General features: G+C 42.7%; 33 protein-coding genes and 1 pseudogene. 7 read left to right on the top strand and 27 right to left on the bottom strand.

Annotated elements, in window-relative coordinates; translation table 11 throughout:
- Position 1: 1 nt before the first annotated feature.
- The 20 genes and pseudogenes from G5B60_RS00905 to G5B60_RS11540 form a co-directional block, all read right to left on the bottom strand.
- Positions 2-157, bottom strand: a complete 156-nt coding sequence (locus G5B60_RS00905) for a DUF7204 family protein (RefSeq protein WP_164682160.1) — start codon at positions 155-157, stop codon at positions 2-4.
- Entirely contained in the window at positions 154-381 is a 228-nt protein-coding gene (locus G5B60_RS00900; protein ID WP_164682159.1) for a hypothetical protein, read from the bottom strand. Before G5B60_RS00900 ends, G5B60_RS00905 begins: the two co-directional genes overlap by 4 nt.
- The gene (locus tag G5B60_RS00895; protein ID WP_164682158.1) at positions 378-776 is read right to left on the bottom strand and encodes a RusA family crossover junction endodeoxyribonuclease; all 399 of its coding nucleotides are present in this window, start codon (positions 774-776) and stop codon (positions 378-380) included. The genes G5B60_RS00900 and G5B60_RS00895 overlap by 4 nt, the downstream gene beginning before the upstream one ends.
- Positions 769-1,050 carry a DUF3310 domain-containing protein gene (locus G5B60_RS00890; protein WP_164682157.1) on the bottom strand — a complete coding sequence of 94 codons (282 nt, stop codon included), beginning with the start codon at positions 1,048-1,050 and terminating at the stop codon, positions 769-771. Before G5B60_RS00890 ends, G5B60_RS00895 begins: the two co-directional genes overlap by 8 nt.
- A gap of 5 nt (positions 1,051-1,055) precedes the next feature.
- Entirely contained in the window at positions 1,056-1,286 is a 231-nt protein-coding gene (locus tag G5B60_RS00885) for a hypothetical protein (RefSeq protein ID WP_164682156.1), read from the bottom strand.
- A 315-nt stretch (positions 1,287-1,601) separates the two neighbouring features.
- Positions 1,602-3,863, bottom strand: coding sequence for an AAA family ATPase (locus G5B60_RS00880; protein WP_164682155.1), 2,262 nt, complete (start codon positions 3,861-3,863; stop codon positions 1,602-1,604).
- Positions 3,864-3,878: 15 nt separating this feature from the next.
- On the bottom strand, positions 3,879-5,462 hold the full coding sequence (locus G5B60_RS00875) for a DEAD/DEAH box helicase (protein WP_164682154.1): 1,584 nt from the start codon (positions 5,460-5,462) through the stop codon (positions 3,879-3,881).
- Positions 5,463-5,472: 10 nt separating this feature from the next.
- Positions 5,473-6,087: a hypothetical protein gene (locus tag G5B60_RS00870; protein WP_164682153.1), complete on the bottom strand. Its 615-nt coding sequence runs from the start codon at positions 6,085-6,087 to the stop codon at positions 5,473-5,475.
- 16 nt (positions 6,088-6,103) lie between these two features.
- Positions 6,104-6,837: pseudogene (locus tag G5B60_RS00865) on the bottom strand (hypothetical protein).
- A gap of 1 nt (position 6,838) precedes the next feature.
- Positions 6,839-7,261, bottom strand: coding sequence for a hypothetical protein (locus G5B60_RS00860; protein WP_164682152.1), 423 nt, complete (start codon positions 7,259-7,261; stop codon positions 6,839-6,841).
- Positions 7,262-7,300: 39 nt separating this feature from the next.
- Entirely contained in the window at positions 7,301-8,485 is a 1,185-nt protein-coding gene (locus G5B60_RS00855) for an ATP-binding protein (RefSeq protein ID WP_164682151.1), read from the bottom strand.
- A gap of 3 nt (positions 8,486-8,488) precedes the next feature.
- Positions 8,489-8,677 carry a hypothetical protein gene (locus G5B60_RS00850; RefSeq protein ID WP_164682150.1) on the bottom strand — a complete coding sequence of 63 codons (189 nt, stop codon included), beginning with the start codon at positions 8,675-8,677 and terminating at the stop codon, positions 8,489-8,491.
- Between the two features lie 12 nt (positions 8,678-8,689).
- Positions 8,690-9,991 (bottom strand): AAA family ATPase, encoded by a 1,302-nt coding sequence (locus G5B60_RS00845; RefSeq protein ID WP_164682149.1) that lies wholly within the window; start codon positions 9,989-9,991, stop codon positions 8,690-8,692.
- Positions 9,972-10,220, bottom strand: coding sequence for a hypothetical protein (locus tag G5B60_RS00840; protein WP_241154459.1), 249 nt, complete (start codon positions 10,218-10,220; stop codon positions 9,972-9,974). The genes G5B60_RS00845 and G5B60_RS00840 overlap by 20 nt, the downstream gene beginning before the upstream one ends.
- Positions 10,204-10,635: a hypothetical protein gene (locus tag G5B60_RS00835; RefSeq protein WP_164682148.1), complete on the bottom strand. Its 432-nt coding sequence runs from the start codon at positions 10,633-10,635 to the stop codon at positions 10,204-10,206. Before G5B60_RS00835 ends, G5B60_RS00840 begins: the two co-directional genes overlap by 17 nt.
- Positions 10,635-10,787: a hypothetical protein gene (locus G5B60_RS00830; RefSeq protein ID WP_164682147.1), complete on the bottom strand. Its 153-nt coding sequence runs from the start codon at positions 10,785-10,787 to the stop codon at positions 10,635-10,637. The genes G5B60_RS00835 and G5B60_RS00830 overlap by 1 nt, the downstream gene beginning before the upstream one ends.
- 10 nt (positions 10,788-10,797) lie before the next feature.
- Complete coding sequence (locus tag G5B60_RS11550; RefSeq protein ID WP_277423778.1) at positions 10,798-10,932, bottom strand: hypothetical protein; 135 nt, start codon at positions 10,930-10,932, stop codon at positions 10,798-10,800.
- Between the two features lie 2 nt (positions 10,933-10,934).
- Positions 10,935-11,111 (bottom strand): BOW99_gp33 family protein, encoded by a 177-nt coding sequence (locus G5B60_RS00825; RefSeq protein WP_164682146.1) that lies wholly within the window; start codon positions 11,109-11,111, stop codon positions 10,935-10,937.
- Between the two features lie 80 nt (positions 11,112-11,191).
- Entirely contained in the window at positions 11,192-11,320 is a 129-nt protein-coding gene (locus G5B60_RS11545; protein ID WP_277423777.1) for a hypothetical protein, read from the bottom strand.
- 3 nt (positions 11,321-11,323) lie between these two features.
- Positions 11,324-11,452, bottom strand: coding sequence for a hypothetical protein (locus tag G5B60_RS11540; protein ID WP_277423776.1), 129 nt, complete (start codon positions 11,450-11,452; stop codon positions 11,324-11,326).
- A gap of 70 nt (positions 11,453-11,522) precedes the next feature.
- Here G5B60_RS11540 and G5B60_RS00820 point away from each other — a divergent pair, with 70 nt between their 5' ends.
- Positions 11,523-11,735 (top strand): hypothetical protein, encoded by a 213-nt coding sequence (locus G5B60_RS00820; RefSeq protein ID WP_164682145.1) that lies wholly within the window; start codon positions 11,523-11,525, stop codon positions 11,733-11,735.
- Here G5B60_RS00820 and G5B60_RS00815 read toward each other — a convergent pair.
- On the bottom strand, positions 11,719-12,066 hold the full coding sequence (locus G5B60_RS00815; protein WP_164682027.1) for a hypothetical protein: 348 nt from the start codon (positions 12,064-12,066) through the stop codon (positions 11,719-11,721). The two genes, G5B60_RS00820 and G5B60_RS00815, sit on opposite strands and share 17 nt — an antisense overlap.
- A gap of 53 nt (positions 12,067-12,119) precedes the next feature.
- On the bottom strand, positions 12,120-12,353 hold the full coding sequence (locus G5B60_RS00810) for a helix-turn-helix domain-containing protein (protein ID WP_277423800.1): 234 nt from the start codon (positions 12,351-12,353) through the stop codon (positions 12,120-12,122).
- Positions 12,354-12,552: 199 nt separating this feature from the next.
- On the opposite strand from G5B60_RS00810, the gene G5B60_RS00805 reads away from it, so the two are divergent.
- From G5B60_RS00805 to G5B60_RS00795, 3 genes are all read left to right on the top strand, one after another.
- Positions 12,553-13,332 (top strand): helix-turn-helix domain-containing protein, encoded by a 780-nt coding sequence (locus tag G5B60_RS00805; RefSeq protein ID WP_164682143.1) that lies wholly within the window; start codon positions 12,553-12,555, stop codon positions 13,330-13,332.
- Between the two features lie 54 nt (positions 13,333-13,386).
- Positions 13,387-13,911, top strand: coding sequence for a PH domain-containing protein (locus G5B60_RS00800; RefSeq protein ID WP_164682142.1), 525 nt, complete (start codon positions 13,387-13,389; stop codon positions 13,909-13,911).
- 127 nt (positions 13,912-14,038) lie between these two features.
- The gene (locus G5B60_RS00795; RefSeq protein WP_164682141.1) at positions 14,039-15,484 is read left to right on the top strand and encodes a recombinase family protein; all 1,446 of its coding nucleotides are present in this window, start codon (positions 14,039-14,041) and stop codon (positions 15,482-15,484) included.
- A gap of 76 nt (positions 15,485-15,560) precedes the next feature.
- On the opposite strand, the gene comGB is transcribed toward G5B60_RS00795, so the two are convergent.
- The 5 genes from comGB to G5B60_RS00770 all read right to left on the bottom strand — a co-directional run bounded on the left by comGB (position 15,561) and on the right by G5B60_RS00770 (position 20,069).
- Complete coding sequence (gene comGB / locus G5B60_RS00790; RefSeq protein ID WP_277423775.1) at positions 15,561-16,646, bottom strand: competence type IV pilus assembly protein ComGB; 1,086 nt, start codon at positions 16,644-16,646, stop codon at positions 15,561-15,563.
- Positions 16,528-17,469 carry a competence type IV pilus ATPase ComGA gene (gene comGA / locus G5B60_RS00785; RefSeq protein ID WP_164682139.1) on the bottom strand — a complete coding sequence of 314 codons (942 nt, stop codon included), beginning with the start codon at positions 17,467-17,469 and terminating at the stop codon, positions 16,528-16,530. The genes comGB and comGA overlap by 119 nt, the downstream gene beginning before the upstream one ends.
- A gap of 220 nt (positions 17,470-17,689) precedes the next feature.
- Positions 17,690-18,055, bottom strand: a complete 366-nt coding sequence (locus G5B60_RS00780; protein ID WP_164682138.1) for a DUF1033 family protein — start codon at positions 18,053-18,055, stop codon at positions 17,690-17,692.
- A gap of 78 nt (positions 18,056-18,133) precedes the next feature.
- Complete coding sequence (locus G5B60_RS00775; RefSeq protein ID WP_164684059.1) at positions 18,134-18,700, bottom strand: TMEM175 family protein; 567 nt, start codon at positions 18,698-18,700, stop codon at positions 18,134-18,136.
- A 76-nt stretch (positions 18,701-18,776) separates the two neighbouring features.
- A complete protein-coding gene (locus G5B60_RS00770; protein ID WP_115268045.1) occupies positions 18,777-20,069 on the bottom strand; it encodes an adenylosuccinate synthase in 1,293 nt (430 codons plus the stop codon).
- Between the two features lie 209 nt (positions 20,070-20,278).
- Here G5B60_RS00770 and gshAB point away from each other — a divergent pair, with 209 nt between their 5' ends.
- The 3 genes from gshAB to G5B60_RS00755 all read left to right on the top strand — a co-directional run bounded on the left by gshAB (position 20,279) and on the right by G5B60_RS00755 (position 24,693).
- Entirely contained in the window at positions 20,279-22,525 is a 2,247-nt protein-coding gene (gshAB, locus tag G5B60_RS00765) for a bifunctional glutamate--cysteine ligase GshA/glutathione synthetase GshB (protein ID WP_164682137.1), read from the top strand.
- A gap of 65 nt (positions 22,526-22,590) precedes the next feature.
- Positions 22,591-23,418: a hypothetical protein gene (locus G5B60_RS00760; RefSeq protein WP_164682136.1), complete on the top strand. Its 828-nt coding sequence runs from the start codon at positions 22,591-22,593 to the stop codon at positions 23,416-23,418.
- 12 nt (positions 23,419-23,430) lie between these two features.
- A complete protein-coding gene (locus G5B60_RS00755) occupies positions 23,431-24,693 on the top strand; it encodes a toxic anion resistance protein (protein WP_164682135.1) in 1,263 nt (420 codons plus the stop codon).
- Positions 24,694-24,711 lie beyond the last annotated feature (18 nt).

Here is a 24,711-nt window from a genome sequence, read left to right as displayed (position 1 = left end):
TCTACTTCACCTCCTCAAATTCCACTTTATACATCGGCTTACCACGATATTTAGCCTTGAGCTGTGCTAGACACTTTCTAGCGTCGCCCTCTTTTTCAAAGTAGTGTGTTTCGTCAACTTCCATGTTGTCGAAAATCACTGTCACTGTGTAACTCATGCTTGTACTCCTTTCGCTTTTTCGTCTAGCCAGTCCCAGATAAGATGAAACTGACCATTGACTAACTCGTCATTTTCATAGCGCTCACAAATCGCTACGATAGACTGATTGCACCATTCCCAATATGCCAACGAACCAAAACCAAGTTCAGCCATTTTTTGATTGCTTTCTCTCATCCAGCTTGGCACAACAGTCTCGAAAAACTCGATATAGTTTATCTTCATACTAATTCCTCCAAGCGAACGTAGATACCAACTGTATCACCCCAAAATTTTTCAGTAATCTCACTCGCCACACGACTATCATTGACGTAGTAGCCAGTCCGTTCCATGCAGTCTTTTAGTAGCTTGATGAGATTGTCTGTATCGGGCTTTGTGTGTTTGGGTTGACCGTCGTACGTTCCACGCACTCGTGGAAAAATCCATTTTGTGGTTAGTCGCAATGGACCATCCATTGGCTTATCTGGTCGATGACTGGCTAGCATATCCACGAACTGCGCTCGTGTCGCTTTCAGTTCATCTGGTTCGTAAAACTGTGGTCTACCTTTCACCACACGGACTTTTTTCTGTTGGTGGGTAATCGTTGGAATTTTTTTCATCGGCAAGAAAAACTCAATCATTGTTCTTACCTTCCAAACTCTCAATTAACCAATTCAAGTTTTGACGTGCTTTCTTCAAATCTTGAACGCCACCTTTTGCATGCCAGCGCAACATATACTTGATAGCATTGCCCCAGTAGAACCCCTCAATGTATTCAGGACAAGCTGCAAAGTTCGTCACAACGTCAATCGCTTCTAGTCCATAACGACCTTGATAGTGCGATGGTCTTTTTACTGGGTCTGTTCCCATAAATGGTAAATCATGCTGACCTGTTTCAAAATTGTATTTACTCATAGACTTTACTCCCAATCCTCTATTCCAGACCACACACCAGTTTCAGAATTGTACTCAACATAACCTGCTGTTTTTAGTTGAGCGAATGTCCATTCCAAAAGTTGTGGTTGCTCTGCTATCCATTTCAATACTTCGGAATTTTGAGCGTCATAAATTTGGTTGGGCAATTTATGATATAAAGGTGGCATGCGTTTACCAATCTCCAACTTCGCTGACCTTACTTTTTTACGTCTCATTTTTTCTCCTTTCAAAATTCATGTTTTATGTGCGCCTTTGTCAAAGATGAGACAAAGGATAAAGGGGCAGAGCTTACAGCCCCTTTTCCTTTTCTCTTTGACTTTTGACGAAGGAAAAACATTTTACTACGACTTTTAAGTCTAATACTGTTTTCTTCATGAAAATAACATGTTTTTTCTCGTTTTTTTCGTAGCAAGAAATCTTTGAAAAAAACATTATTTTTCGTGGTACGAAATGAAAATAACATACTCTTTCACGTTGTTTTCAACATGTTTTTTTCTTTCTTTCGTAGAATGCACCTTTTGAAAAAAACATTATTTTTCATTTTTTTCTGATTGAGCAACTTGATAAATTGTTCCTTTTTGAGCGATGAAACCGTCATGTTCTTTCACATAATTGAGTACAGTTCTCTCAGTAGTGTCCAGATATTCAGCAAGCTCTTTTTGAGTTACTGGCGTTGTGCCATCGAACAATGCGCTATAAGCTGTCTCTAGTTTCTCTTGTCGCTCTTTGAGTTTTTCTTTTTTGGACTTTCTACTGTCCTTGGCTTTTTGCCATGCAGGCTTACTATCTTCTAGCTGTATATCAGCCAGCACGCCTGTGTCATCAATGCTGTGGACTGGATAGCTAAACCACATATTTACTGGTGGAAACTTCGCAAACTCACGCAACGTTCCCTCAACTCGCCAAGCGGTACTAATCTCGATAGCGTGTACCGCTGCTTTCATAGCGTCAACGTAAGGCGCTCTAACTAGCACATCGTCTATAGCTTGTTCAAAATGCTTTTGCATTTGTGCTCGACTTTGCAAGTCATCTAATGAAACATGCTGTTGATAGTAAGCTAAGTTTTGCTCTTGCAGAGCTTTCTTGTAGTGTTCGCATTTGACTTTATCAATGCGTGTCTTGATGATGTCGTCTGACAGCTCAAGCTCAACTAAGTCTATCAATGCGTCAGGGTCACGAGCAAACACTCCTGAACCGCTCGCACGGTCCATAGACTTCTTACCACCTTGAGCGCCTTTAGAGTGGTGATGACAGTAAATCACAGAACAGCCAAGCTCTGTAGCGACTTTGTCGAACTGATTGGTGAAGTGCGCCATCTGGTCTGCACTGTTCTCATCACCAGTCAGCACTTTGTAAATCGGGTCAATGATAACTGCTTGATAGTTCTTTTTAAGTGAACGCCTGATAAGTTTCGGCGCTAACTTGTCCATCGGAACAGTCTTACCACGCAAGTTCCAAATGTCGATGTTTTTCAGATTGGCAGGTTTTAGCTGCATTGCTTGGTAAACATCCTTGAAACGATGAAGTGCTGACGGTCTGTCTAGCTCCAAGTTGACGTAGAGCACACGCCCTTGTTCACACTGCCAACCCAGCCAGTCTCTACCCTCTGCAATGGCGATAGATAGCTCTATCAAGGCAAAGGACTTACCAGCCTTGGATGGACCAGCGATTAAGAGCTTATGTCCTTGACGTAAGACGCCCTTTATAAGTTCTGGCGCTAAGTCAGGCAGATTGTCCCACTGCTCTGATAGCGTTTCAGGGTCAGGCAAGTCATCGTTCAAGTCTTCAATCCATTGATACCACTCGTCATAATTCGCTTTACCGATGTTAGTATCAATCAAGAACTGCTTATGTCCGTCACGAATGACACCAGGCATGCGAGACAGCCTGCTTGGATTGCGGTTCTGCGTGTCGATGTCTAAGCCATTTTTTTTACAGATTTGATAGATGTAGTCTACACGCTTACGATACTCTTGATAGTCTCTAGCGTCGACTTTCACGATAGCGTGTAGCGACTTCTTACCACTATGCACCAATGTGGCGATTGGCAATTCTAGCTCTTTAAACAAAGCGTATTGCTTGCCAAGTTCCATGCTGTCCGACTCGACCAGCGCAAAACGAAAATCAGTTACATTGTCATTTTTGACGCCGTTCCCGTCCAATGGATTGAACCGTATCCACGCCCCAGCTTCTTCTTTGTAGTCTCCAAAGACAGCTCCGATGTCGCCATTGCATTTCTGCAAGGCTTGGATGAGTTCGCCTGCTGTTCTGTCATACGCCCCTTTTGTTGGCTTGTAGATTGTTCCCTTGTCTGTCTCGATTGGATAAGTCTCTGTGACATAGCCAACCTTATCCGTCGACTCAAAAAGGGTGTCGATGTAAGTGATGAGGTCATGCACTGGCGACCAGTTGACTGGCTCTCTGATTTCCTTAGCTTCGACCCAGTTTTTATCCACAATGCGATAATCACGGTCAATCGTGCTGTTCCAGTCCAACTCGTGAGCGTCGTTGCTCATAGCGCTGTAGTCTGATACCCAGCCGTTTTCTTTAGCCATTTGAGTAATGGTCGCACCCGTTACTGTGCCTAGACCATCTTCTTTGAAAGTATCCCATTTAGCAAAACACTCACCCTTTTTGTAGCGACTGTCTGCCTGCGACCAGCTATCCCAATCCATTGCGGTATAGCCCTCATGTTTGAGAGCCATACCGACATTTATCCATTCTTGATACGACAGAACAGAAGGATTGATATAGTCTAGCAGAGGGATTAAGTCAAAATTACCTTCTGTCATTCTTCACCTTTCTATTTATTGTGGTTGATATTCTTTGGCAATGACGCCTTGCGGCAATCGCCAGCCACTAGCTGCTATGCGATTGATCATATAGCTTGCTTGTTCAAACTTCCACAAACCCACATTTCTAAAGCCATAGCGCTCCAGTAGTCTGATTTGTTTTGGCGTAGTCAGTCCATTTATTTTGCGCTTGTTGAGACGGTCTAGCAGTTTGCTAGCTTTTCCAGCGTTGCCGATTTCATCCGTAAAAATACCGTACTTTTCAAGAGCTTTTAGCTGACTGTCGCTTGGTGGTTCCATTTCCCAACCAAAAGACGGCACATAGTCCGCCAAGTCCTCAGCTTGGATAGACATTTCAAATTGCAGAGGGTCAACGAGCTTACGCTTACGTTTGCGCATTTCCTCAAGCTGTTTGGCTAGGGCTTCCTCACGCTCAGCCACGACATCTTGACTGGCGACTTCTTCAGCTTCGATGAGTTCGAAAGCTGTTTCAGTGTCTTCAGTCATCTCTTCAATCATCTTTTTAGCGACTTCTGGACTGTCAGTCACGAGGTGAGCAGGACGACACAGCTCATGGCGTTCAGTGTGCCAGAGGAAGTCCAGCAATAAAAGATTTTCTTTGCCGTCGGCTAGACGTGTGCCACGCCCCACCATTTGACTATAAAGCGCACGCACCTTTGTTGGACGCAAGACCACCACACAGTCAACGCTTGGACAGTCCCAGCCCTCTGTCAAAAGCATAGAGTTGCACAGTACGTTGTACTTGCCCTTGTCGAAATCCTCTAGCACTTCTGCACGGTCTTTGGACTCGCCATTGACTTCTGCAGCTTTAAAACCTTTGGCGTTTAAGATGTCTCTGAATTTTTGTGAGGTCTTTACCAGTGGTAAGAAGACGACTGTTTTGCGGTCTTTACATTGCTTGACCATTTCGTCTGCAATTTGCTCTAAGTAAGGGTCTAATGCTGTCCCGATGTCACTCGCTTTAAAGTCCCCAGCTTGTTGACTGACACTGGATAAGTCAAGCGTCAAGGGGATAGTCACCGCCGAAATCTTAGACAGATAGCCAGACTTGATAGCGTCAACTAATGAATACTCATAAGCCAAACTATCAAATACCTTGCCTAGATTTTGCTTGTCTCCACGGTCGGGCGTAGCTGTCACACCTAAGACCTGTGCGTCACTGAAATAGTCCAGTACTGTCCGATAGCCTGTAGACAAAGCGTGATGAGCTTCATCGATGACAATCGTGTCAAAGTAGTCTTTTGAAAACTGGTTCAACCGTTTTTCACGCTGTAAGGTCTGCACAGACCCAACCACCACACGATACCAAGAGCCAATAGCACTACTCTCCGCTTTTTCAAGCGCTGTGCCAAGTCCTGTTGCGGTCTTGAGTTTATCGCTGGCTTGCTCCAAAAGTTCTGAACGGTGCGCTAGTATCAGGACACGCTCACCACGTCTAACGCGTTCTTCAATGATTTTTGAAAAGACAATGGTCTTACCACAGCCAGTGGGGAGGACAAGAAGCGTCTTCTTCTTGCCACTTTCCCATTCCTGCTGTACAGCAACCACAGCCTCTTTTTGATAAGGTCGTAGTTCCATTTAGACCTCCTTAAAAGCCAGTAAAGGTTTGTTGTTGTGGTTGCTGTGGTTGTTGTGACTGCGGTTGCTGTGTTTGAGGTTGTTGGTAAGTCTGCTGTGGCTGTTGATAATTTTGTGGACTTTGTTGCGCTGGTTGTGCTTGTCCTTGATGAGCGTTAAGCACCTTAGACCAGTCCACTTCATCGGCGTAGACCATGGACTTGATATTGTCGAACTCTCTATCAGCGTATTCGCCAGTTCCTTTACGTTTATTGATTTGACAAACACCTTCAGCGCCAAGAATGTTCCAGTTCATGCGTAGTGGTTCACCATGTTTCTTTTGACCGATAGCACCAAAGAATGCTGACAACATGCCTTCAGTCGACGTGTGCAAGAAAAGATTGTGCTTAAGTTGTGCGATACCTTCTTCAGTTTCGATTTCAATTGTGATAATTGCTTTATTGCAGGCTGGCAATTTACCGGGATTTGTAGGATTAGGCGTGTGACGTCCACGTTCAAAATTAGTCACAGTAAATTGATAGAACCCCGGTGTCAGACTGACGAACTGCGCACCATCTTGAGTAATCTCATCTTCCCAGCCAAGCTCGTGTTCAAAGTTGTTGTTAGTGTTGTTGTATTGTGTCATTTTTTGAGTCTCCTTTTTAAGCTAAAATTGTGATGTTGTCTTGCAATACAAGACTTTCTTTCAGGTAGTTTGCGATATTGTTGATAGCTTCTAAACGCCATTTTCCGCCGTCGGCTTCAAAGAGTGCCATTTGAGCATTTTGATTGATACGAAAAACAAACTGGCTCGCTGGTTGCTCCACCTCTGCAAAGGTGCGATATGGGCGCAAAGTCACTGGATTAGGCGCTTTTGCTTTTGCAAGACTAGCCACACCATTTTGACAGTCATTGTCTGACTGATACCATCGTCGACCACCTCTGAACCATTTTCGATTTTCAAGGCACTCGCAAAGCTAAGTACAGTTTCACGGTCATCGCTATCTTCAAACAGAGATTGCAAGAATACATTGAAATCAGTAGCGTTCTCATATTCTCCAAAAGGAACATGCGGAGTAAGTGACTGCACAGTAGCAATGTGACTACGTTTGACTTCAGGGTCCAAAGGTGAGTAGACATTGACCTCTTTGGGACTTTCCACAACGATTAACAGCTGTGAGTTCAGAATGTTATCTAATCCAGACTTCAAATAGTCAATCAGACTGTCTAGTGTGTTGAAGTGCAGCGGTGTTGGATAAGGTGTTGGTTTTAATCGACGCATGCTGGTTTTGTTGGCGTCGTAATACTCTGTACCGTCAGCAGCTGTGACGATTTCCATACCATATTGATTTAATTCCACTGCATACTCTAGCGCTTCTTTGATGTTTTCGCTCATGTTACTTACCTACTTTCTTTTGCTTGTTAAAATCAATGACATCTTCATTGATACCTTTTTCTAAGTCTTCGACTGGCTCTCCCAAATCGGTCCTTAATGTCGCTTGGTCGTCAAAATACATTTGACCAGGAGCGCTACTTTTAAGCTCGTTGGCGTAGACATGTCCGTCTTTCTGACCGACAAGGACAGTCGTAGCGACTCCATTTTGCGGAGCTAGTGTCGACTTAACTTCCATGCTAGTACCAACCACCTCACGACTTTCGTCAGCGCTCATCGTCAGTGTGATAACGAGCTTACGTTTGGTCTTGTGGTCTGTGTTGGGGTCTAAGATATTGTCAAAGACTTTTTCAAGCTCTCTGTCTACTTTCTCTTGGAGACCACCATCACCCAAAATTGATAAATCTAAGTTAATACGTCTTTCCATTGTTTATTAAACCTCGCAATCGCTTCTAAAATCCAAAACCTATGCCCCCTCCACGGTAAAGGGTATATCTGGATTAGCTCGTACTTTTTCATTGATGACTACCATCACCTTATCCCAGACACTAGCCATATAGTTCCAATAATCGGGGTCGATATTTTCTACTGGTGTGCCCAATGGGTAAATGTTATTGACATAAGTTGCTTGTAACACTTCTTCTTGTGTGACTTGGTTACTAATCATCAAATCTTGTAGCGCTTTAGGGATGAGCGGACTGATAACATTAGCTTGTTGGGATTGTTCCGCTGTTGGTACTGGTTGCGCCTTGTCTGCAACGACGCTCATATCTAAGTCAAGACTCGTCTGTTCTTGTGCCTGTGGACTGTCTTGCGCTGGATTTTGAGTCTGTGGCTGTTGTGGTGTTGGGTCTGCTCGCTCAACTGGATTAGGTTCCATTGTGCCAGCTTGCGGTTCTTGCTGCGGTTGTGGTTGTGCTGGTGCGAAGATATGAGCAATACCTGCATAGTCTAGTGGCAATTCGTCTGGCAAGCCGTGACGGTTTTTAGCGTCCCAAGCTGGTGAGTGGGTCGTATGAATAACACGCTGTCCACCCTGTGCTTTTTGTTTCTTGGTTTTATCGTCTGTAACGATATACGTTTTATAGTCAATAAACAAAACCATATCAGCCCACTCTTTAACTTTAGCAGACACATTCGCTTCAGTTTTTTTATTACTTAGCTTCAATTCATAGCGGTCATAGCCACCCATTTCATCAGGCTTGGTAAACTTCTTAACTTGAGCATGCGCTGTGAGTACAACGTTAATCCCAATTTCAACTAATTCTTGCAACAGGTTTAAGAGACGTCCAATTTCCTCCCACAAATAGACATAGCCATTGCCATAACCGAAACTTTCAATACCCGGTTGGTTATTTTCAGCACAAATATGATTGATAGCCAAAGCCTCCGCCCAGTCAATGGTATCAATGACCAGCGTCTTGCATGCCGTTGGGTTAGCTTTGACCCATGCAATTTGATTTTTCAGCATGGTATAGCCGGTTGGTTTCGGCAGACGTGCCACATTCATGTTATCCGTTGACCCCTCTGTATCAATAAAGAGCGGTTCTGGGAACTGTGCTGCAAAGCTAGACTTCCCAATGCCCTCTGGTCCATAGATAACCACACGCTGCGCACGAGCACGTTTACCTCTTGTGATTGTAAAATCCATAACTTAACTCTCCAATCCTTTCATTTTTTCATAATGCTTAAATTCTTTTGTTGCAAGTCCTGACCATTTAACTAGAGTGCACTCTCGACGTTCTCCAATCGCATAACCGACAACTTCAAACAGCCAGTTGGGATTATTTCGAATATCTTTGTTCAATTCGTAAGTACTCCAGTACTCTTTTACAAAAATCATAGCATTTCCTTTCTAAAATCCACCTTGCCAGCTTGGTGCTGTCGCTGGTGCTGGTTTAGCTTGATGGTTTTCGTTTTCGACAGAATAGCCATCTTCGATTATGATAGAACATTCATCACCAGTAGAGACACGAGTAGCGATAGCCTGTAAGCCCTCCTGCTCTAGCCAAGCCCCAAAGGTTTCTAAAGTCTGATTGTCCATTTGTTCCAGCTTGTCGATAAGGACAAAACCACAATCTGGCTTGAGCTTGCGGATAATAGCTGTCGCTACTTGCAACTGCTGACTGCCTGACATGTTATCCCAAGCCTGACCAAGATAGAGTAACTGTCCATCTTCGACGGTCAGACCCGCTAGTGGCAAATCCGCATTTGTCAGCAAGTCCGTTTTCTCTTGACGAACTTTGTTGATGTCAGTCGTCAAAGCGTTGTACTGCTCACGTTGCAGTTTTGCGTCATCTTCCGCTTTTTCCTTGTCAAGGTTCGCACGTACTTTACGATTGATGTCATCAATTTCAGCGATATTCTTTTCAATCTCTGCTGTTGACTCATCGTGCAAGTCCATAGCGTCTTTTTGCGCCACTTCAAGGTCATTAGCCAGTTGGGCAAGCTGTTCTTCTGCCTGTTTCAACTTCATCTTGAAATCATTGACTTCTGCTTGTTTGAACTCATAATTTTGCTTAATGATGTCCACATTCTGACGCTTACGAGCATTCTCACCATTTTTGGCTAAGATGTCTTGTTGTTGCTGGATAAGCTCTGAAATAGATACCATTTCCTTTGGCGCTTCAGGATAGTAGACCTGTTCTTTAGCGAACTTTTCCTTTTGGTCTGCAATCACACCAATTGCATGACGCTGATTGTACAGTTCCTTTTCTTTGAGTTCCAGCTCAGCCAACTGATCACCAACGCCGATGATTTGTAAAAGCGTGTTTGCCTTGTCTTTAGGACTACTTTCAAGGAACTTTGGCAAGTTAATAGCTAACTCCTCCACAAAGCTATCCAGTAACTGCTGTCCGCCTTTTTGACCGTTTGGGTCAATGACTTTTAGACTAGCATTCTTGCCCTTACGCTCTACTATAAGACCGTTTGACATTGTTATTTTTAGCGTTGGCGGGACTTGTGACCCTTCACGCATAGCTTTACTTGGTTTGTACTTATTGCCACCTAGCGCCCACGCAATGCTGTCTAAAACGCTTGTCTTACCTTGGTTATTATTACCACCAATAATCGTCAATCCTTTTGCGGACGGCTCAATCTTGACCGCTTTAATCCGCTTGACGTTTTCGATTTCCAGTTTATTGATTGTCATTGTCATCGTTAAATTCCTCCGCACCAATTCTAAACGTGTGCACCTCTACCACTTTTTCTTCTGTGATAATCTCACTGTGCTCCAAAGCATAACCTAGAAGTGCATTCGTCACGCTCGTTAGTGTAAAGCCACACTTATTAGCAATATCAACAATTTCATCATACAAAGCCATATCACAGCCAATACGACCATATCCATTTGATTGTGAACCAATTTTCTTATTTGCAATTCTCATCTTGTAACTCCTCCAATTGCTGCACAATTTTCCAGATTTCATTCAGCACAAATCCAGTATCTTTGTAAGTTTCTGTTCCTGTTATCGCTGGTATATTTGGCGTCCAGTCACAAGCATGGACACAATCGAAACCAACAACACGCCCCTTCATTGAAAAGAAATCCACATTTTCTTGGTCAAACGTAATCCCACCATGACAATCAATGTCATGAATATTGATTGTGAGATTATCTGGAACTTCGACATATCCACATAAATGATTTTTACCAATACGCTTAATAGCAGCATTGAAACCGTTGATAGTTAAATACTTCGTTTCATTGAAACCGATATTTTGCAAGTCCAATTCGTAGGCTTTCTTTTGGTCTACACGCATGTCTCGCAATTTCACAAACGAATTTTTAATTACTGTCATCACTTCTTCCCCTTCCAGTTATGAACCGACGTTAAAATACTATCAATCACAGCGTTTAACTCTGCATTTTCCTTGATGTAGTAGTCACGCTGACGTATGATTTCTTGCCACTCGCTACGTTTCAAAGTGACTGTTTCTTCTGTAAAGTCCATTCTTGCCACCTCAAATCAAACTGTCCTCTGCAATGTCGTGAGCCTTGTTGTAAAGCTCTTTTGATTTTTCCCAGCTTTGCCATTGTCGTTGTGGCAATTCGACTTGTTCTTGTTTTTTACTAAAAATAAAGTTAAATAGTTTCATTGTTATGCTCCTTTGTCTAGCTGTTGTCTGTTTAAATCTCTGATGATGTCATAGTACTGATGCCCAGCAGGGATGACATACTCCGATGGTTCAAACTTAATCCATTGCTCTTTGCCGTCCTCGACAACTTTCCGTAAATTGACAATGGCTGGTTCCCATTTCTTTTTTGCTGTTTTCATGTTATAATATCCTTATAATATTTTTGCTGCGCTTCTCATTGAATTGCCGTTCGTGAGAAGCTTTTTTTGATATAGTTGAATCAAAGAAATTTCACGATAAATAGATAAAAGATAGCTGTTCCGATGACTACACCGATTAAACTACCTATGATTGCTAATGCAATATCTCCCTCGTCTAAATATGCGAAGGCTTTTTTTAGTTTTTTCATGTATCAATCTTCCTCCTCTTCAAAATTTTCCGAAGATTTTTGGTGTTCTTCAAGGGACTCTTTAAACATAGAGAAGACAATCGGTGAGTAAATAATAGCCCAAAGCAAAATGATGACTAAAAATCCTCCCATGCTTACCTCTTTCCTTTTTTGACTTTTATTTAAACTCATCTCTGATATAATAAAATCAGGAGGTGATTTTATGACCATCGACGAACTAAGAGGTTGTCTCAATTCCATTGACGACTATGAAAGAACAATTTTACATTCTACGGTCGGTTCTTTCAAAATTGACAATTGGATTGAATTTGATAGTAGTCGTGAGATGCTTGTTTTTGTACAAGACAATGAAATTGTAGCTTTAAAAATAAGTTCAATCTTTGGCTACTCTACTCTTCCTAAAACATATCGTTAGGAAGTTCAGCAAGTATTTTGTAAATTTCTAGCTTATCTTTAGAATTAGCAAAATGCCACTTCAAGCTTAGACGTTCGCTAGGTTTCAACCAACCTGCTCTTTTGAGTAGGTTTTTCATTATTTCCATCGGTACTGTTGCTGTTGTCCCTTTTTCTTCTAGACGTGTAAAAACACAAGAGTCAATAGTATTTAGCACAATGTCTGTTGCTTCATTAGCGCTAACTGTATCATGATTGGCTTCAAGAATAGCTTCAGTAAGCTTCTTGCTGTCTATCTCATTTGAGATAGGCTTTTTTCTTTGTCCGCTATACGGATATTTTTGTGGTTTCATTTTTCCCCTTTCTAGTCTCTATATGATTTTAAATCATATATGGTTTAAAAAAATTATGTGACTTTCTTAATGCCAAGAATGTCATCAGTTGAAACATTGAAAAACAACGCTAAACTAATAAGATGTTCTCCCGCTATTTTAGTCTGGTCCTTTTCCCAATTGCTGATGGATGTTTGAGTAACACCAAGTTTTTTTGCTAACTCACGTTGAGACATCTTGTTATTTTTAGCTCTTAGCTCTGCAATAGTGACCATTTCTTTTTTCTCCTTTCGTTTTGATGATTTTATTTTATATGATTTTAAATCTTATGTCAAGTATTTTTTATGATTTATTTTCTTTTTTTTTGAAATATTTTTTAAATTCATATGTCATATAAAACTTTTTTCTTATATAGTTGATTTTTAATCATGTATTTGATATAATAAACTTATCAAAATAAAGATAAAGAATAAACAAAATATAACATTTGAGATAAGGAGGAGTCTCATGGAACAATTAGGTGATAGAGTACGAAAGTTAAGAGAGAGTCGCAACATGACGCAAACTGAACTTTCTGAAATACTTGGAATGAAGACTTATACAACTGTATCAAAATGGGAAAAAAACGAAAACTTCCCAAAAGGTAAAGATTTAAAAAAGTTATCAGAGATTTTTGGCGTTACTTCCGATTATCTTTTGGTATTAACAGACAGTCCACATGGAAAAATTTCAGACTCAAATAAACAGTCTGAAATTGCAACTGTTTATAAACAGTTAGAAGAGCCACGACAAAAGAAGGTTCTTGACTTTGCACAAGAGCAATTAGAAGAACAAAACAATCCAAAAGGAACAGTCACATCGATCTTTGATAAATTGAAAGCTGAGGAGGAAAATCCAGAATATACCACAGACTATGTTGAGGGACTGGTATCAGCAGGTCAAGGGGTCTTTCAGGACGACAATTTACACATGGAAGTTAAGTTGCGTGTGGATGATATTCCTGAAAGAGATAAATATGACACTGTCGCTAAGGTTGCTGGTGACTCAATGGAACCACTGATAAAAGATAATGATTTACTATTTATCAAAGCATCTAGTCAAGTCGAAGTTAATAAAATCGGTATTTTCCAAGTCAATAATCAAAACTTTGTTAAAAAGTTAAAACGTGATTATGATGGCTCATGGTACTTACAAAGTCTCAATAATAAATATAGTGAGATCTACCTGACTGAAGATGACTCGATTAGAACGATTGGTGAAGTTGTAGACATCTATAGAGAAAACTAAAACAAATATGTGCAATAACTGATCCACACTAAAAGCTGTGTAGGAGAAAAAAAGATGAATATTGAAACAGTATTAAAGCAATTAAAAGACGCTGGTGTTTATGATACTTTTGGTACTAAAAAAGAAATTAAATCTCTTCCTGAAATTCTTTACGATGATGAAGTCATTCAATATGCAACATCTGGATTAGTTAACGGAAATACTGTTTTAGTTGTGCTCACTCAAAAACGATTGCTCTTTATCGATAAAGGATTTTTCTACGGCGTACGAACCACTGAAATTCCTCTTGATATGGTAAATGGTGTTTCTTATTCTAAAGGACTTCTTTTAGGGGAAATTTCTGTAATGAATGGCACTACTTCCGTCAAGGTAGGCAATGTTGCAAAACAAACAACTGATATTATGGCAAATGCTATCAAAGAAAACGCTGAAAAGTACAAAAAACAGTTACATGGATATAGCGCCCAAGCTGAGGGAACTGTAGCTGATGAACTTTTAAAACTAAAAGGTCTTTTAGACGCTGGCGTTTTATCACAAGACGAATTTGAAGCGCAAAAAGCAAAAATTTTAGCTAACTAGACAAAAAAAGCCCCACGCTCAAATTTTGGTCAAGGAGAGCGCAGGGCAAAGCAAAAGTATAAGAAAATCAGGCATTCAAAAGCCCTTTTTCTTGTACCCATTTTACCAAAAAAAGAGGTACAAAACAATGATTACTACAAATAAAGTTGCAATTTACGTTCGTGTTTCAACGACTAACCAAGCCGAAGAAGGCTACTCGATTGAGGAACAAAAGGACAAACTTACTAGCTATTGCAAAATCAAGGACTGGACAGTCTATGATGTTTACGTTGACGGTGGCTTTTCAGGTTCAAATACCGAACGACCAGCGCTGGAACAGCTCATTAAAGACGCCAAACGCAAGTCATTTGATACAGTCCTAGTCTACAAGCTGGATCGTCTAAGCCGAAGTCAAAAAGATACTTTGTACTTGATTGAGGACATATTCATTAAAAACGATATTGCGTTTTTGAGTTTGCAAGAAAACTTTGATACTTCGACACCCTTTGGTAAAGCCATGATCGGACTGTTATCAGTCTTTGCCCAACTTGAAAGAGAACAAATCAAAGAACGGATGCAACTTGGAAAACTAGGACGTGCCAAGGCTGGTAAGTCTATGATGTGGTCAAAAGTGGCTTATGGTTACAACTACCACGCAGGCACTGGTGAAATGACCATAAATGAGCTGGAAGCTCAAGCTGTTAAATATGCCTTTGAAACATATTTAGCTGGTAGGTCGATTACTAAGTTAAGGGACGATATGAACCAAAAATACCCTAAGAAAACACCATGGAGTTATCGAACTGTCAGAAACATGCTAGATAATCCAGTTTATTGTGGTTACAATCAATACAAAGGACAAGTTTTCTTAGGCAATCACGCGCCGATTATTTCAGAGGAAACTTATAACAAAACACAAGAGGAACTGAAAATCAGACAACGAAAAGCTGCTGAATTGAATAATCCTAGACCATTTCAGGCTAAATATTTGTTGTCTGGCTTATTGAAATGTGGCTACTGTGGCGCACCGCTTAGAATTATTATGGGAGTACCTAGAAAAGATGGTACACGATATATCAGATATGAATGCGTTCAGAGACATCCACGGACAACGCTGGGCGTCACAGTCTACAATGACAATAAAAAATGTGACTCAGGGGCATACGATAAACAAGAATTAGAACAATATGTGCTCAAAGAAATTAGCAAATTTCAAAATAATAATGACGCTATTGACGACCTATTTTCCAACACCAACACAAAAAAACTAGACCGTGAAAACTTGAAAAGACAATTGAAAACACTATCCACTAAACTAGAAAAATTCAATAATTTATACATCAATGATATGATTACACTTGATGAACTAAAAGCAAAATCCACTGACATTAAAGCCACAAGAAAACAAATACAATCCGAACTCGAAAATGACCCAACTTTAAAACAAGAGGAACGAAAAAAGGACATAATAAAACTTTTAAGCTGTGAAAACATTTTAGAGATGGATTACGAAGAACAAAAAGTGCTCGTCCGTAGCTTGGTTCATAAAGTAATCGTAAAAGCTCACAAGATTTTCATTCAGTGGAAAGTATAACAAATTTTACTATCGTTCATTTCAATAAGTGTGAAGGCTTTAGCCTTGGTTTTGGTGAGAAAATTGAGATATTTTTTCATACATTAAACTCCATATTTTGATACATTGGTAGTAACATTGCAGCGTAAATCATAACGATAACGAGTGCTACAAAGATAAAAATTAAGGGTTGGATGAGCTGGGTTGCCTTTTGCAAACGTAAAAAGAATGTCTCCCAAGTCTCATCGGCATAGATGTCTAGCTCAGCACCTAGCTTTGCCTTGACCTCGCCGTACTCGATGATAAGCCCTAGCTCTCTTAGAAAAAAGGGATAAGCTAGCACCGTCTCACAAAAGGTCTGACCAGACAGGAACTTTTCTTCTAAGTCACTGCCAATCTCGTTAAAAAGTTGTGACTTTTGCTCCTGCATAAGACGGACAATCTGAGATAAATCCACCCCTTGACCGATGAGATTGCCCCACTCACGAGCGTAGTAAGCCGTCAGATAGAGCTTGACATAATTTCCGATAAAGGGAAGTTTACTTAAGAGCGTAGCTGCCATCATACGAGACATCTGCCGCAGCCAAAGATAGCACGCAGCTAAAATGGCGAGACCGCCAAAAAGAAAGGCGAAAAAGAGAAGAGGAAAGGAAGCTACGAGACGTGTCGCTAGATTGCCACCGTCCAGCTGAGGGATGAGGTAGTTTTTGAGCCCTATCATGATTAACACTAAAAAACTAAGGAGGATAATCGGATAGGTCGCTACTTCAACCAGTTTTTTCTTGAGTGTCGCCATGCTGCGCAGATAACTCTCGATTTTGGTCAGACTCTTTTGAGTGTTGCCATGAATATCAGCAAGCGACATCTGGGTGACGATGGTATCTGAAAAGCCAACAGCTGCCATCATCTTTGCCATGCTGTCTCCCTCTAAGAGCGAGGCTTCCATCTGGCTGGTGTAGCTGTCATTCAGCAATTGACTGCGTTTTAAAAATGTCACCATCTCGCCGAGTGTAAAGCCACTGACAAAAAGATTGTTAAACAGTTGGATGAGTTTTGCCTGCTGTCTAGCGGACAATCTTTTCGATGGTAGCTTCTTGACTAGTGATATGTCCGTCTTTAGCCAGCTGATCCATCTGGGCGTTCCACTGGTCTGCGCTATGCTCTTGGAAATTTTCTGTGGCAAAATCAATCACACCTCCTCCCCCAATCAAGCGTTGATAAGCAATCATGCGAAGGCTATTATCTAGCTCCTCAAGACTAACACCAAGCTCTAGCAAGCGAGCGTAAACACCTGTGATACTCTTGGCGTGGATAGTAGAGAAAACCATAGCGCCTGTCAGACTGGCACGGATAACTGCTCGTGCCGTTTGGCTGTCTCGAATCTCACCGATGATGAGGATATCAGGGCGGTGCCTGAGTGAGAGCTTGATGAGACTGTCGTAGGTCATGCCGATACTTTCATTGAGCTGGAGCTGAAGCATGTTGTCTTGCTTGATTTCGACAGGGTCTTCGATGGTGATGACCTGCTTATCGCTAAACTGGTCAGCAACCAGCTGGTGCATAAGCGTGGTCTTGCCACTGCCGACAGGTCCTGAAAAGAGATAAAGCCCTCGACCAGCGACGGCTGGTTTTAGCCGCTCTAGTCCGTCAAACCAATAGCAAAGCTCATGGCGACCCGAGTAGAGCAAGCGAATGACCAGACTCTCAAGCCCACGGTAGTCACCGACACTAGACAAGCGAAGAGAGACCATCTCATCGTCATCAAAAGTATAATCACACGAACCCAGTTGGCTACGTCTCTTTTCACCAACATTCATTCCTGCAACAAATTTAAAGTGACCAATAAGACTAGCCATCCGATCATTCCCAAAAACATCTATAAACCGCCTTTCATCACCAATTCTCATAAAAACATCGTATTGCCTAGATTTTGGAATAATGTAAATATCCTGTGCATTGGCAGCAACAGCTGTTTTGATGAGGTCTTTGGCTAACTCTTGTACCATGATTACCCCTTTCTAAAAGAGCAATTTCCTATTGAGCAAGACATAACACCACAGCCAACGACATTGATAAAGGATAGATTTTGAATAGTAATGAAATATAACGAAGGGTGTTAGCTGTGGTGCTATGCCTTGCTCACTTATTCTATTCGTAAGAAATCACAAAAGTTGAAGAAAATCGTAAAAAAGTTGAAAAAAACTCAGTTGTTTTACACAACTGAGTTTAGAGTTCTTTCATTTGACAGCTTTTGGGAGGTGTTTGGCTATTTTTTTTGATGAGACTTTTTCTGTGCCATTGTCTTGGCAGGGGCTTGCCGTCTTTTAGGAGGAGGAGCGAGTGGTATTGCTGGAGGTATTCGTTACACTCCTCACACCAGCGCTCGTCTTCTTGATTCCAAAAAGCGGCTAAAAAGTCTTGATGGCTATCGTAGCAACTATAGTGCCTGCAGCCCTTTTGCCACTCTTTTTCATAGTAGCTAGCTGCTGACTCAAAAGTGGCAAATCGCTTTTGCGCTACAATATCATCTGTCCAACCGTCTAAAAACCACCACGGCTCCCAATCGCCGTACATTTTAATCACTTGATACATAACATTCACCCTTTTGGTTTATTATAACCTAAAGCGTTCTTTTTTTGTATTATTTTGATTTAAATAATGAGAAAAAAATTAGTTTTTGAGCTGATTGGGAATGACAAGGATACAGAGATTAAACAGTAGAGCAAGAGACATGGCTGGCGGAAAGAGCGTAGCAGACAGGATGAGCCCGATAAGTTTTATCGGCATGTCCCACTTCATCCAAGATAGGCGCTTCATTTTATAGCGATGGACAGCGTCTAGATTAGGATTTGCCTCCTCAAGTGTGTAGGTATAATAGAGAACACTTATGGAGATAAGCAGCGATATCACACCGTAGACCACCTGCATGCTAGAGCTGTAAAAAGCCAGCGAAATCAGGCGTGTCGCATAGGGAAAGAGCGAGGAGAAAAAGAGGACAAGAAGAGCTGCCCAGACGGTTTTTTGGCTGATTTTCTCAACAGCACTGTACTCACGATGGAGATTAATCCACATCGTCCCCAGCCAGAAAAAGGACAAAGTGTAAGCAAAAAAGCTCTCTCGCAATTCCCAAAGCCCTTGTAAATCAAAGGTTTTTGGCTCTTTTAAATCCAGCACTAAAATGGTCATAATTATGGCTAAGACAGCGTCCATAAAGGCTCCTAGGCGCTCCTTTTCCATTGTAAATAACATAAGGTTTCTCCTTTTATCATACGACAACAAAAGAAGCAAGAACACTCTCACTTCTTTTTAGTTATTAGATATTGCTCCAAACACTTTCTAAGATGTTTGTCTGGTCACGGTCTGGTCCGACAGAGAAAGTCGAGATACGCACACCGACAAGCTCACTGACACGGCGCACATAATTGCGGGCATTTTCAGGAAGCTCATCTAAGCTACGGCAGCCTGTAATATCTTCAGACCAACCTGGGAGCTCTTCGTAGATTGGCTTGCAACGCTTGAGCGCTTCAAGGCTCGCTGGATAGTAATCAATACGCTCACCATCAAGGTCATATGCCACACAAATCTTGACCGTATCGAGTCCAGAGAGGACATCAATAGAGTTAAGGCAGAGGTTGGTGATACCTGAAACACGACGGCTATGGCGCATCACAACAGAGTCAAACCATCCGACACGGCGTGGACGCCCTGTTGTTGTACCGTACTCATGACCAACCTCACGAATGCGGTCTCCCACCTCATCAAAAAGCTCAGTAGGGAAAGGACCGTCTCCGACACGGCTAGTGTAAGCCTTGCAGACCCCAACAACCTTGTTAATCTTGCTTGGTCCAACACCACTACCAATGGTCACACCACCCGCAACTGGGTTTGATGACGTTACAAATGGGTATGTCCCCTGGTCGATATCAAGCATGACACCTTGAGCACCCTCAAACAGCACACGCTTGCCACTGTCAAGCGCGTCGTTTAGAATGACAGAAGTATCTGTGACGTATTTCTTGATTTCTTGTCCGTAGGCATAGTATTCCTCGAAAATGTCGTCAAAGAGAATTGGGTCTGCTTCGTACATTTTCTCAAAGAGGCGGTTTTTATCCGCTAGGTTGCGCTTGAGGCGTTCTGCAAAAATCTCACGGTCAAGCAAATCTGCAATGCGGATACCAACACGAGCTGCCTTGTCCATGTAAGCTGGACCAATCCCTTTGATCGTTGTGCCGATTTTATTGTCGCCTTTGGCTTCTTCTTGCAGACGATCGAGGTGAATGTGATAAGGCAAGATGACATGCGCACGGTCTGAGATACGCAAGTTATCTGTCGTTACACCCTCGTCATGCAGATAATGCAACTCTTTTACCAATGATTTGGGATTGACCACCATACCATTTCCAATAACAGAAATCTTTTCAGGAAAGAAAATCCCTGATGGAATCAAGTGCAGTTTGAACTTTTTACCATCGATGACAATGGTGTGCCCTGCATTGTCCCCACCTTGATAACGTGCGATTACCTCGGCGTCTGCAGACAGAAAGTCTGTAATCTTACCTTTTCCCTCGTCCCCCCACTGGGTACCTACCACTACTACTGAAGTCATATCGTAAACACTGAGCTTTGCGCTCAATCCTTTCTTAGAAAACCACGGCAGGAATCTCACCTGCAAGTTTATCTTACACTCTATTATAAGAAAATTCCTACTTTTTTTCAAGAAATCGTAGTAAAACTCTGCCTTTTTCCGAACGATAGGGTAAACTATAGCTAAAGACAGTATTTTTTGAAAATAATGACAATGAAGGAGACCTTAAAATGACCATCAAACAGCTACTGCAAAAACTAGACCCTAATCTCCCGCTTTTAGAAGGAACTTTTGGCATTGAGCGTGAGTCCTTGCGTGTCCAAAAAGACGCAAGTAAACTCGCTACCAGTCCTCATCCAAAGGCGCTTGGCGCACGCAGCTTTCACCCTTATATCCAGACGGACTTTAGCGAGTCACAGCTTGAGCTCATCACACCTGTCACACGCTCACCAAAAGAAGCGCTTAGATGGTTAGGCGCTATCACAGATGTCGCTGAGCGAACATTAACCGATGAGTACTTGTGGCCTCTGTCCATGCCGCCTAAAGTCGCCGAAGACGAGATTGCCATTGCTCAGCTGGAAGATAGCTTTGAGCGTGATTATCGTGACTATCTGGCTAGCGCTTATGGCAAGACCTTACAGACCATGTCAGGCATTCATGTCAATATGGCATTGAGCGCTACTGTTATTCAGGCGCTCTTTGAAGCAAGTGACTATGAGGATAAAGCCAAGTTTCAAAATGACCTTTATCTCAAAATCGCACAAAATTTCCTACGCTACCGTTGGCTACTAACCTATCTCTACGGAGCGAGCCCTATTGCTGAAAAAGGCTTTTTGAGAGAAGACTTGGCTCATCCCGTGCGCTCCATTCGCTCCAGTCAGCTTGGCTATGTCAACCACGAGGATATTGTCATCTCCTATGCATCGCTTGACGACTACATCACTAGTCTAGAGACGGCAGTGGCTAATAAGCAGCTCATCGCTGAAAAAGAGCATTACTCTGCGGTGCGCTTGCGTGGGCAAAAGGCTTGTCGTGGCTATCTCGAGCAGCCTATCAGCTATCTGGAGCTGCGCTGTTTTGACCTCAATCCATTCACTCCTCTTGGTATCACACAGGAAACTATGGACAGCGTGCACCTCTTTTTCCTAGCGCTCCTTTGGTTGGATGATGTGGACAATGTCGATACTGCTATCGCACAAGCAAATGCGCTCAACAATACCATTGCTCTTAGTCATCCACTAGAAGTGCTACCAAGTGCAGCGCCTACATCCGACATCCTAGACGCTATGGAAAGTGTCATCCAGCACTTCCATCTGCCTGACCACTATAAGGACTTGCTTGAGGCGATAAAAGAGCAAGTCGCAGACCCAAGCTTGACCTTATCTGGACAGCTGCTAGCGCATATAACAAGCCAGTCGCTTGAAACCTTTGGGCAAAAAGAGGGACAAGCCCACCACGACTACGCTTGGAATGCCTTTTACGCCTTAAAAGGCTTTGAAAACATGGAGCTCTCCACACAAATGCTCATGTTTGACGCCATCCAAAAGGGAGTGCAGATTGAGATTTTAGATGAGGAAGACCAGTTTTTGCGCCTGAGCTACAAGGGGCATGTCGAGCTGGTCAAAAACGGCAACATGACATCAAAGGACAACTACGTGGTGCCACTGGCCATGGCAAATAAAGTCGTCACCAAAAAACTCCTGCAAGAACACGGCTTTCCAACGCCTGCTGGCAGAGAATTTTCCGATAAAGCAAGCGCCAAAGCCTACTATCACCACATCAAGAAAAAAGCTATCGTGGTCAAACCAAAGTCCACTAACTTTGGACTGGGGATTTCTATCTTTAAAGAGGGGGCTAGTCTTGAGGCTTACCAAAAAGCGCTTGACATTGCATTTTCTGAGGATAGTAGTGTGCTGGTTGAGGACTATGTGGCTGGCACCGAATACCGCTTTTTCATCCTAGATGGAAAGTGTCTCGCTGTGCTCCTTCGGGTCGCTGCCAATGTCGTTGGTGATGGTAAGCATACTATTAGAGAGCTCATTGACCTTAAAAATCAAAATCCTTTGCGAGGACGTGACCACAGGTCACCTCTTGAAATCATTGAACTTGGAGAGATTGAGCGACTAATGCTGACACAGCAAGGCTACAGTCCCGACAGTGTCCTAGAAGCAGGTGTCAAGGTGGAGCTGCGTCGCAACTCCAATATCTCAACAGGTGGCGACTCAATTGATGTGACCGAGAGCATGGATGACAGTTACAAACAATTAGCCAGCCAAATGGCAAGTACACTTGGCGCTTGGGTATGTGGTGTGGACTTGATTATCCCTGATACGACAGAAGAAAATCCACACTGTACCTGCATTGAGCTTAACTTTAACCCATCCATGTACATGCACACCTACTGCCAAGAAGGACCTGGGCAAGTCATCACGCTCAAAATCCTTGAAGGGCTCTTTCCTGAAATAAGACCACAATAAACAATTGTCTATTCGCTTATTTTAAGCTACAATAAAGGTATATTGACAAAGAAGTAGGTAGTTTTATGGCGAGACGTTCCAAATCAAAAAGCTCTAGCGAGGCACTCATGACCATTATTGTTGTTCTCATTGCAGTTTACGTGCTGGTGCATGTGCTTTTGCCCCTAGCTGTAGTTGTAGGTATTGGCTATGGGTCTTACCGTCTCATTCGCTACATGCGTCAAAAGAAAAGGCAAGAACAGCTGACCAGCTCTACAGCAGCTATCGAAAGACTGCAAGAGGACATTCGCCAAGCGGATTATCAGTTAAAAAAACTGGACACACTCTGGGAGAACGAGGACTTTGACGCTTATCGACAGCTTGCTGACAAGATATTACCTAGTATCCAGCATATCGAGTCTGAGCTTGACCAGCTAAAAGAGCACATCAATGCGACAACCTACCAGCGGGTCAAAGCGCATGCTAGAGCGTCCTACGATGAGGTCAAAGAGCGCCTAACTAGCCTTGTCACTAAGGAAGAGGATAAGCATGAGCTGACTATCGAGGAGAGTGTTGCCACTTACGCTCCAGAGCTTAAGACGACCTATGACAACATCATGCGTGACCACGAGACCATTTTAGAGAAAATCAAAAAGGCGGACAATAAAGAAGAACTGCTCGCCCTGCACCAAGCCAGCATGAATCGCTTTGAGGATGTGCTAACTGGCTATCTCAAAATCAAGCAATCGCCAAAAGACTACTACAAAGCAGACGAGCGCCTAGAGACGGCAAGGCTTGCGCTCGTGCAGTTTGATGAGGATCTGGACGAGACCCTACGTCAGCTCAATGAAAGCGACATGAAAGACTTTGACATCAGCCTACGCTTGATGAAGGACAAACTGGAGAAGGACTAAAGGAGAGAGATTATGGCAGACACCTTTAATTTTGATATTGATAAAATCGCTGAAAATGCAATCACAACAACCGATAAAACCACTGACATCATCACAAGCACTGACACCAGTGAGACTGGACAAATCAGCTTTTTTGACAAACTCACACCTGAACAACAAAACGCTATCACCCAAAAAGCGCCAGCCCTTGTCGATAGCTTTCTAGCAGACCAAAATGCCCTCCTTGACTTTGGGCAGTCTGCCGTTGAGGCGGTCAACAACACCGTCAATCATATCCTTTCTGAGCAAAAGAAACTGCAAATCCCGCAGGTTGATGAGCTGCTTTTAAACGCTAACCGTGAGCTCAACGGTTTTATCGCCAAGTACAAGGAAGCTACTCCTGCTGAGCTGGACAAGAAACCCAATTTTCTCCAAAAGCTCTTTAGGCAGAGCAAAAATAGCCTACAGGAGTTTTACTTTGACGCTCAGAGCATTGAGCAAAAAATGGACTCTATGGCAGCCAGTGTGGTCAAGCAAGAGGATTCACTCGCTCGCAACATCGTCTCAGCGGAGCTCTTGATTGAGGACAATACCAAGTCGATTGAAAACTTGGTTGGGGTCATCGCCTTTTTAGAAGCGACACAAAAAGAATCTGCCAAGCGTGCCAAAGATTTGCAAGAAAATTTAGAGAGTCTTGACAGTGCAACACCTGATTATCAAATCAAAAGTAATGAGCTTGCCCACCTCACCGAGGTCATCAACACCATGGAACAGCAACACACCGAGTACATGAGCCGCCTCTATGTGGCTTGGGCGACAACACCTCAGATGCGCAATCTGGTCAAGGTCTCCTCGGACATGCGCCAAAAGCTAGGCATGCTCAGACGCAACACCATCCCAACCATGAAGCTCTCTATCGCACAGCTGGGTATGATGCAGCAGTCAGTCAAGTCTGGCGTGACAGCGGACGCTATTGTCCATGCCAACAATGCTGCGCTTGAAATGCTGGCTGAAACCAGCAAGGAAGCCATTCCTATGCTGGAGAAAACAGCGCAAAGCCCGACGCTGTCAACCAAGTCTGTCACAGCGCTGGCTGAAAGCCTTGTCGCACAAAACCAAGGCATCATCAAAGCCATTGACGATGGGCGTAAAAAACGGGCTGAGCTTGAGACTGCCATCATCAAGTCCGCCGAAACCATCAACGACTCCGTCAAACTCCGAGACGAAAAAATCGTCCAAGCCCTCCTCAACGACAGCAAAGACATCCAAGAACAAGTCGAATCAAAGGATGAGTAAAGATAGAAAAAAGGAAAC

The organism is Streptococcus hyointestinalis, from assembly GCF_011039275.1.
Lineage (GTDB): Bacteria > Bacillota > Bacilli > Lactobacillales > Streptococcaceae > Streptococcus > Streptococcus hyointestinalis_A.
This window is presented reverse-complemented; position numbering and strand designations above follow the sequence as displayed.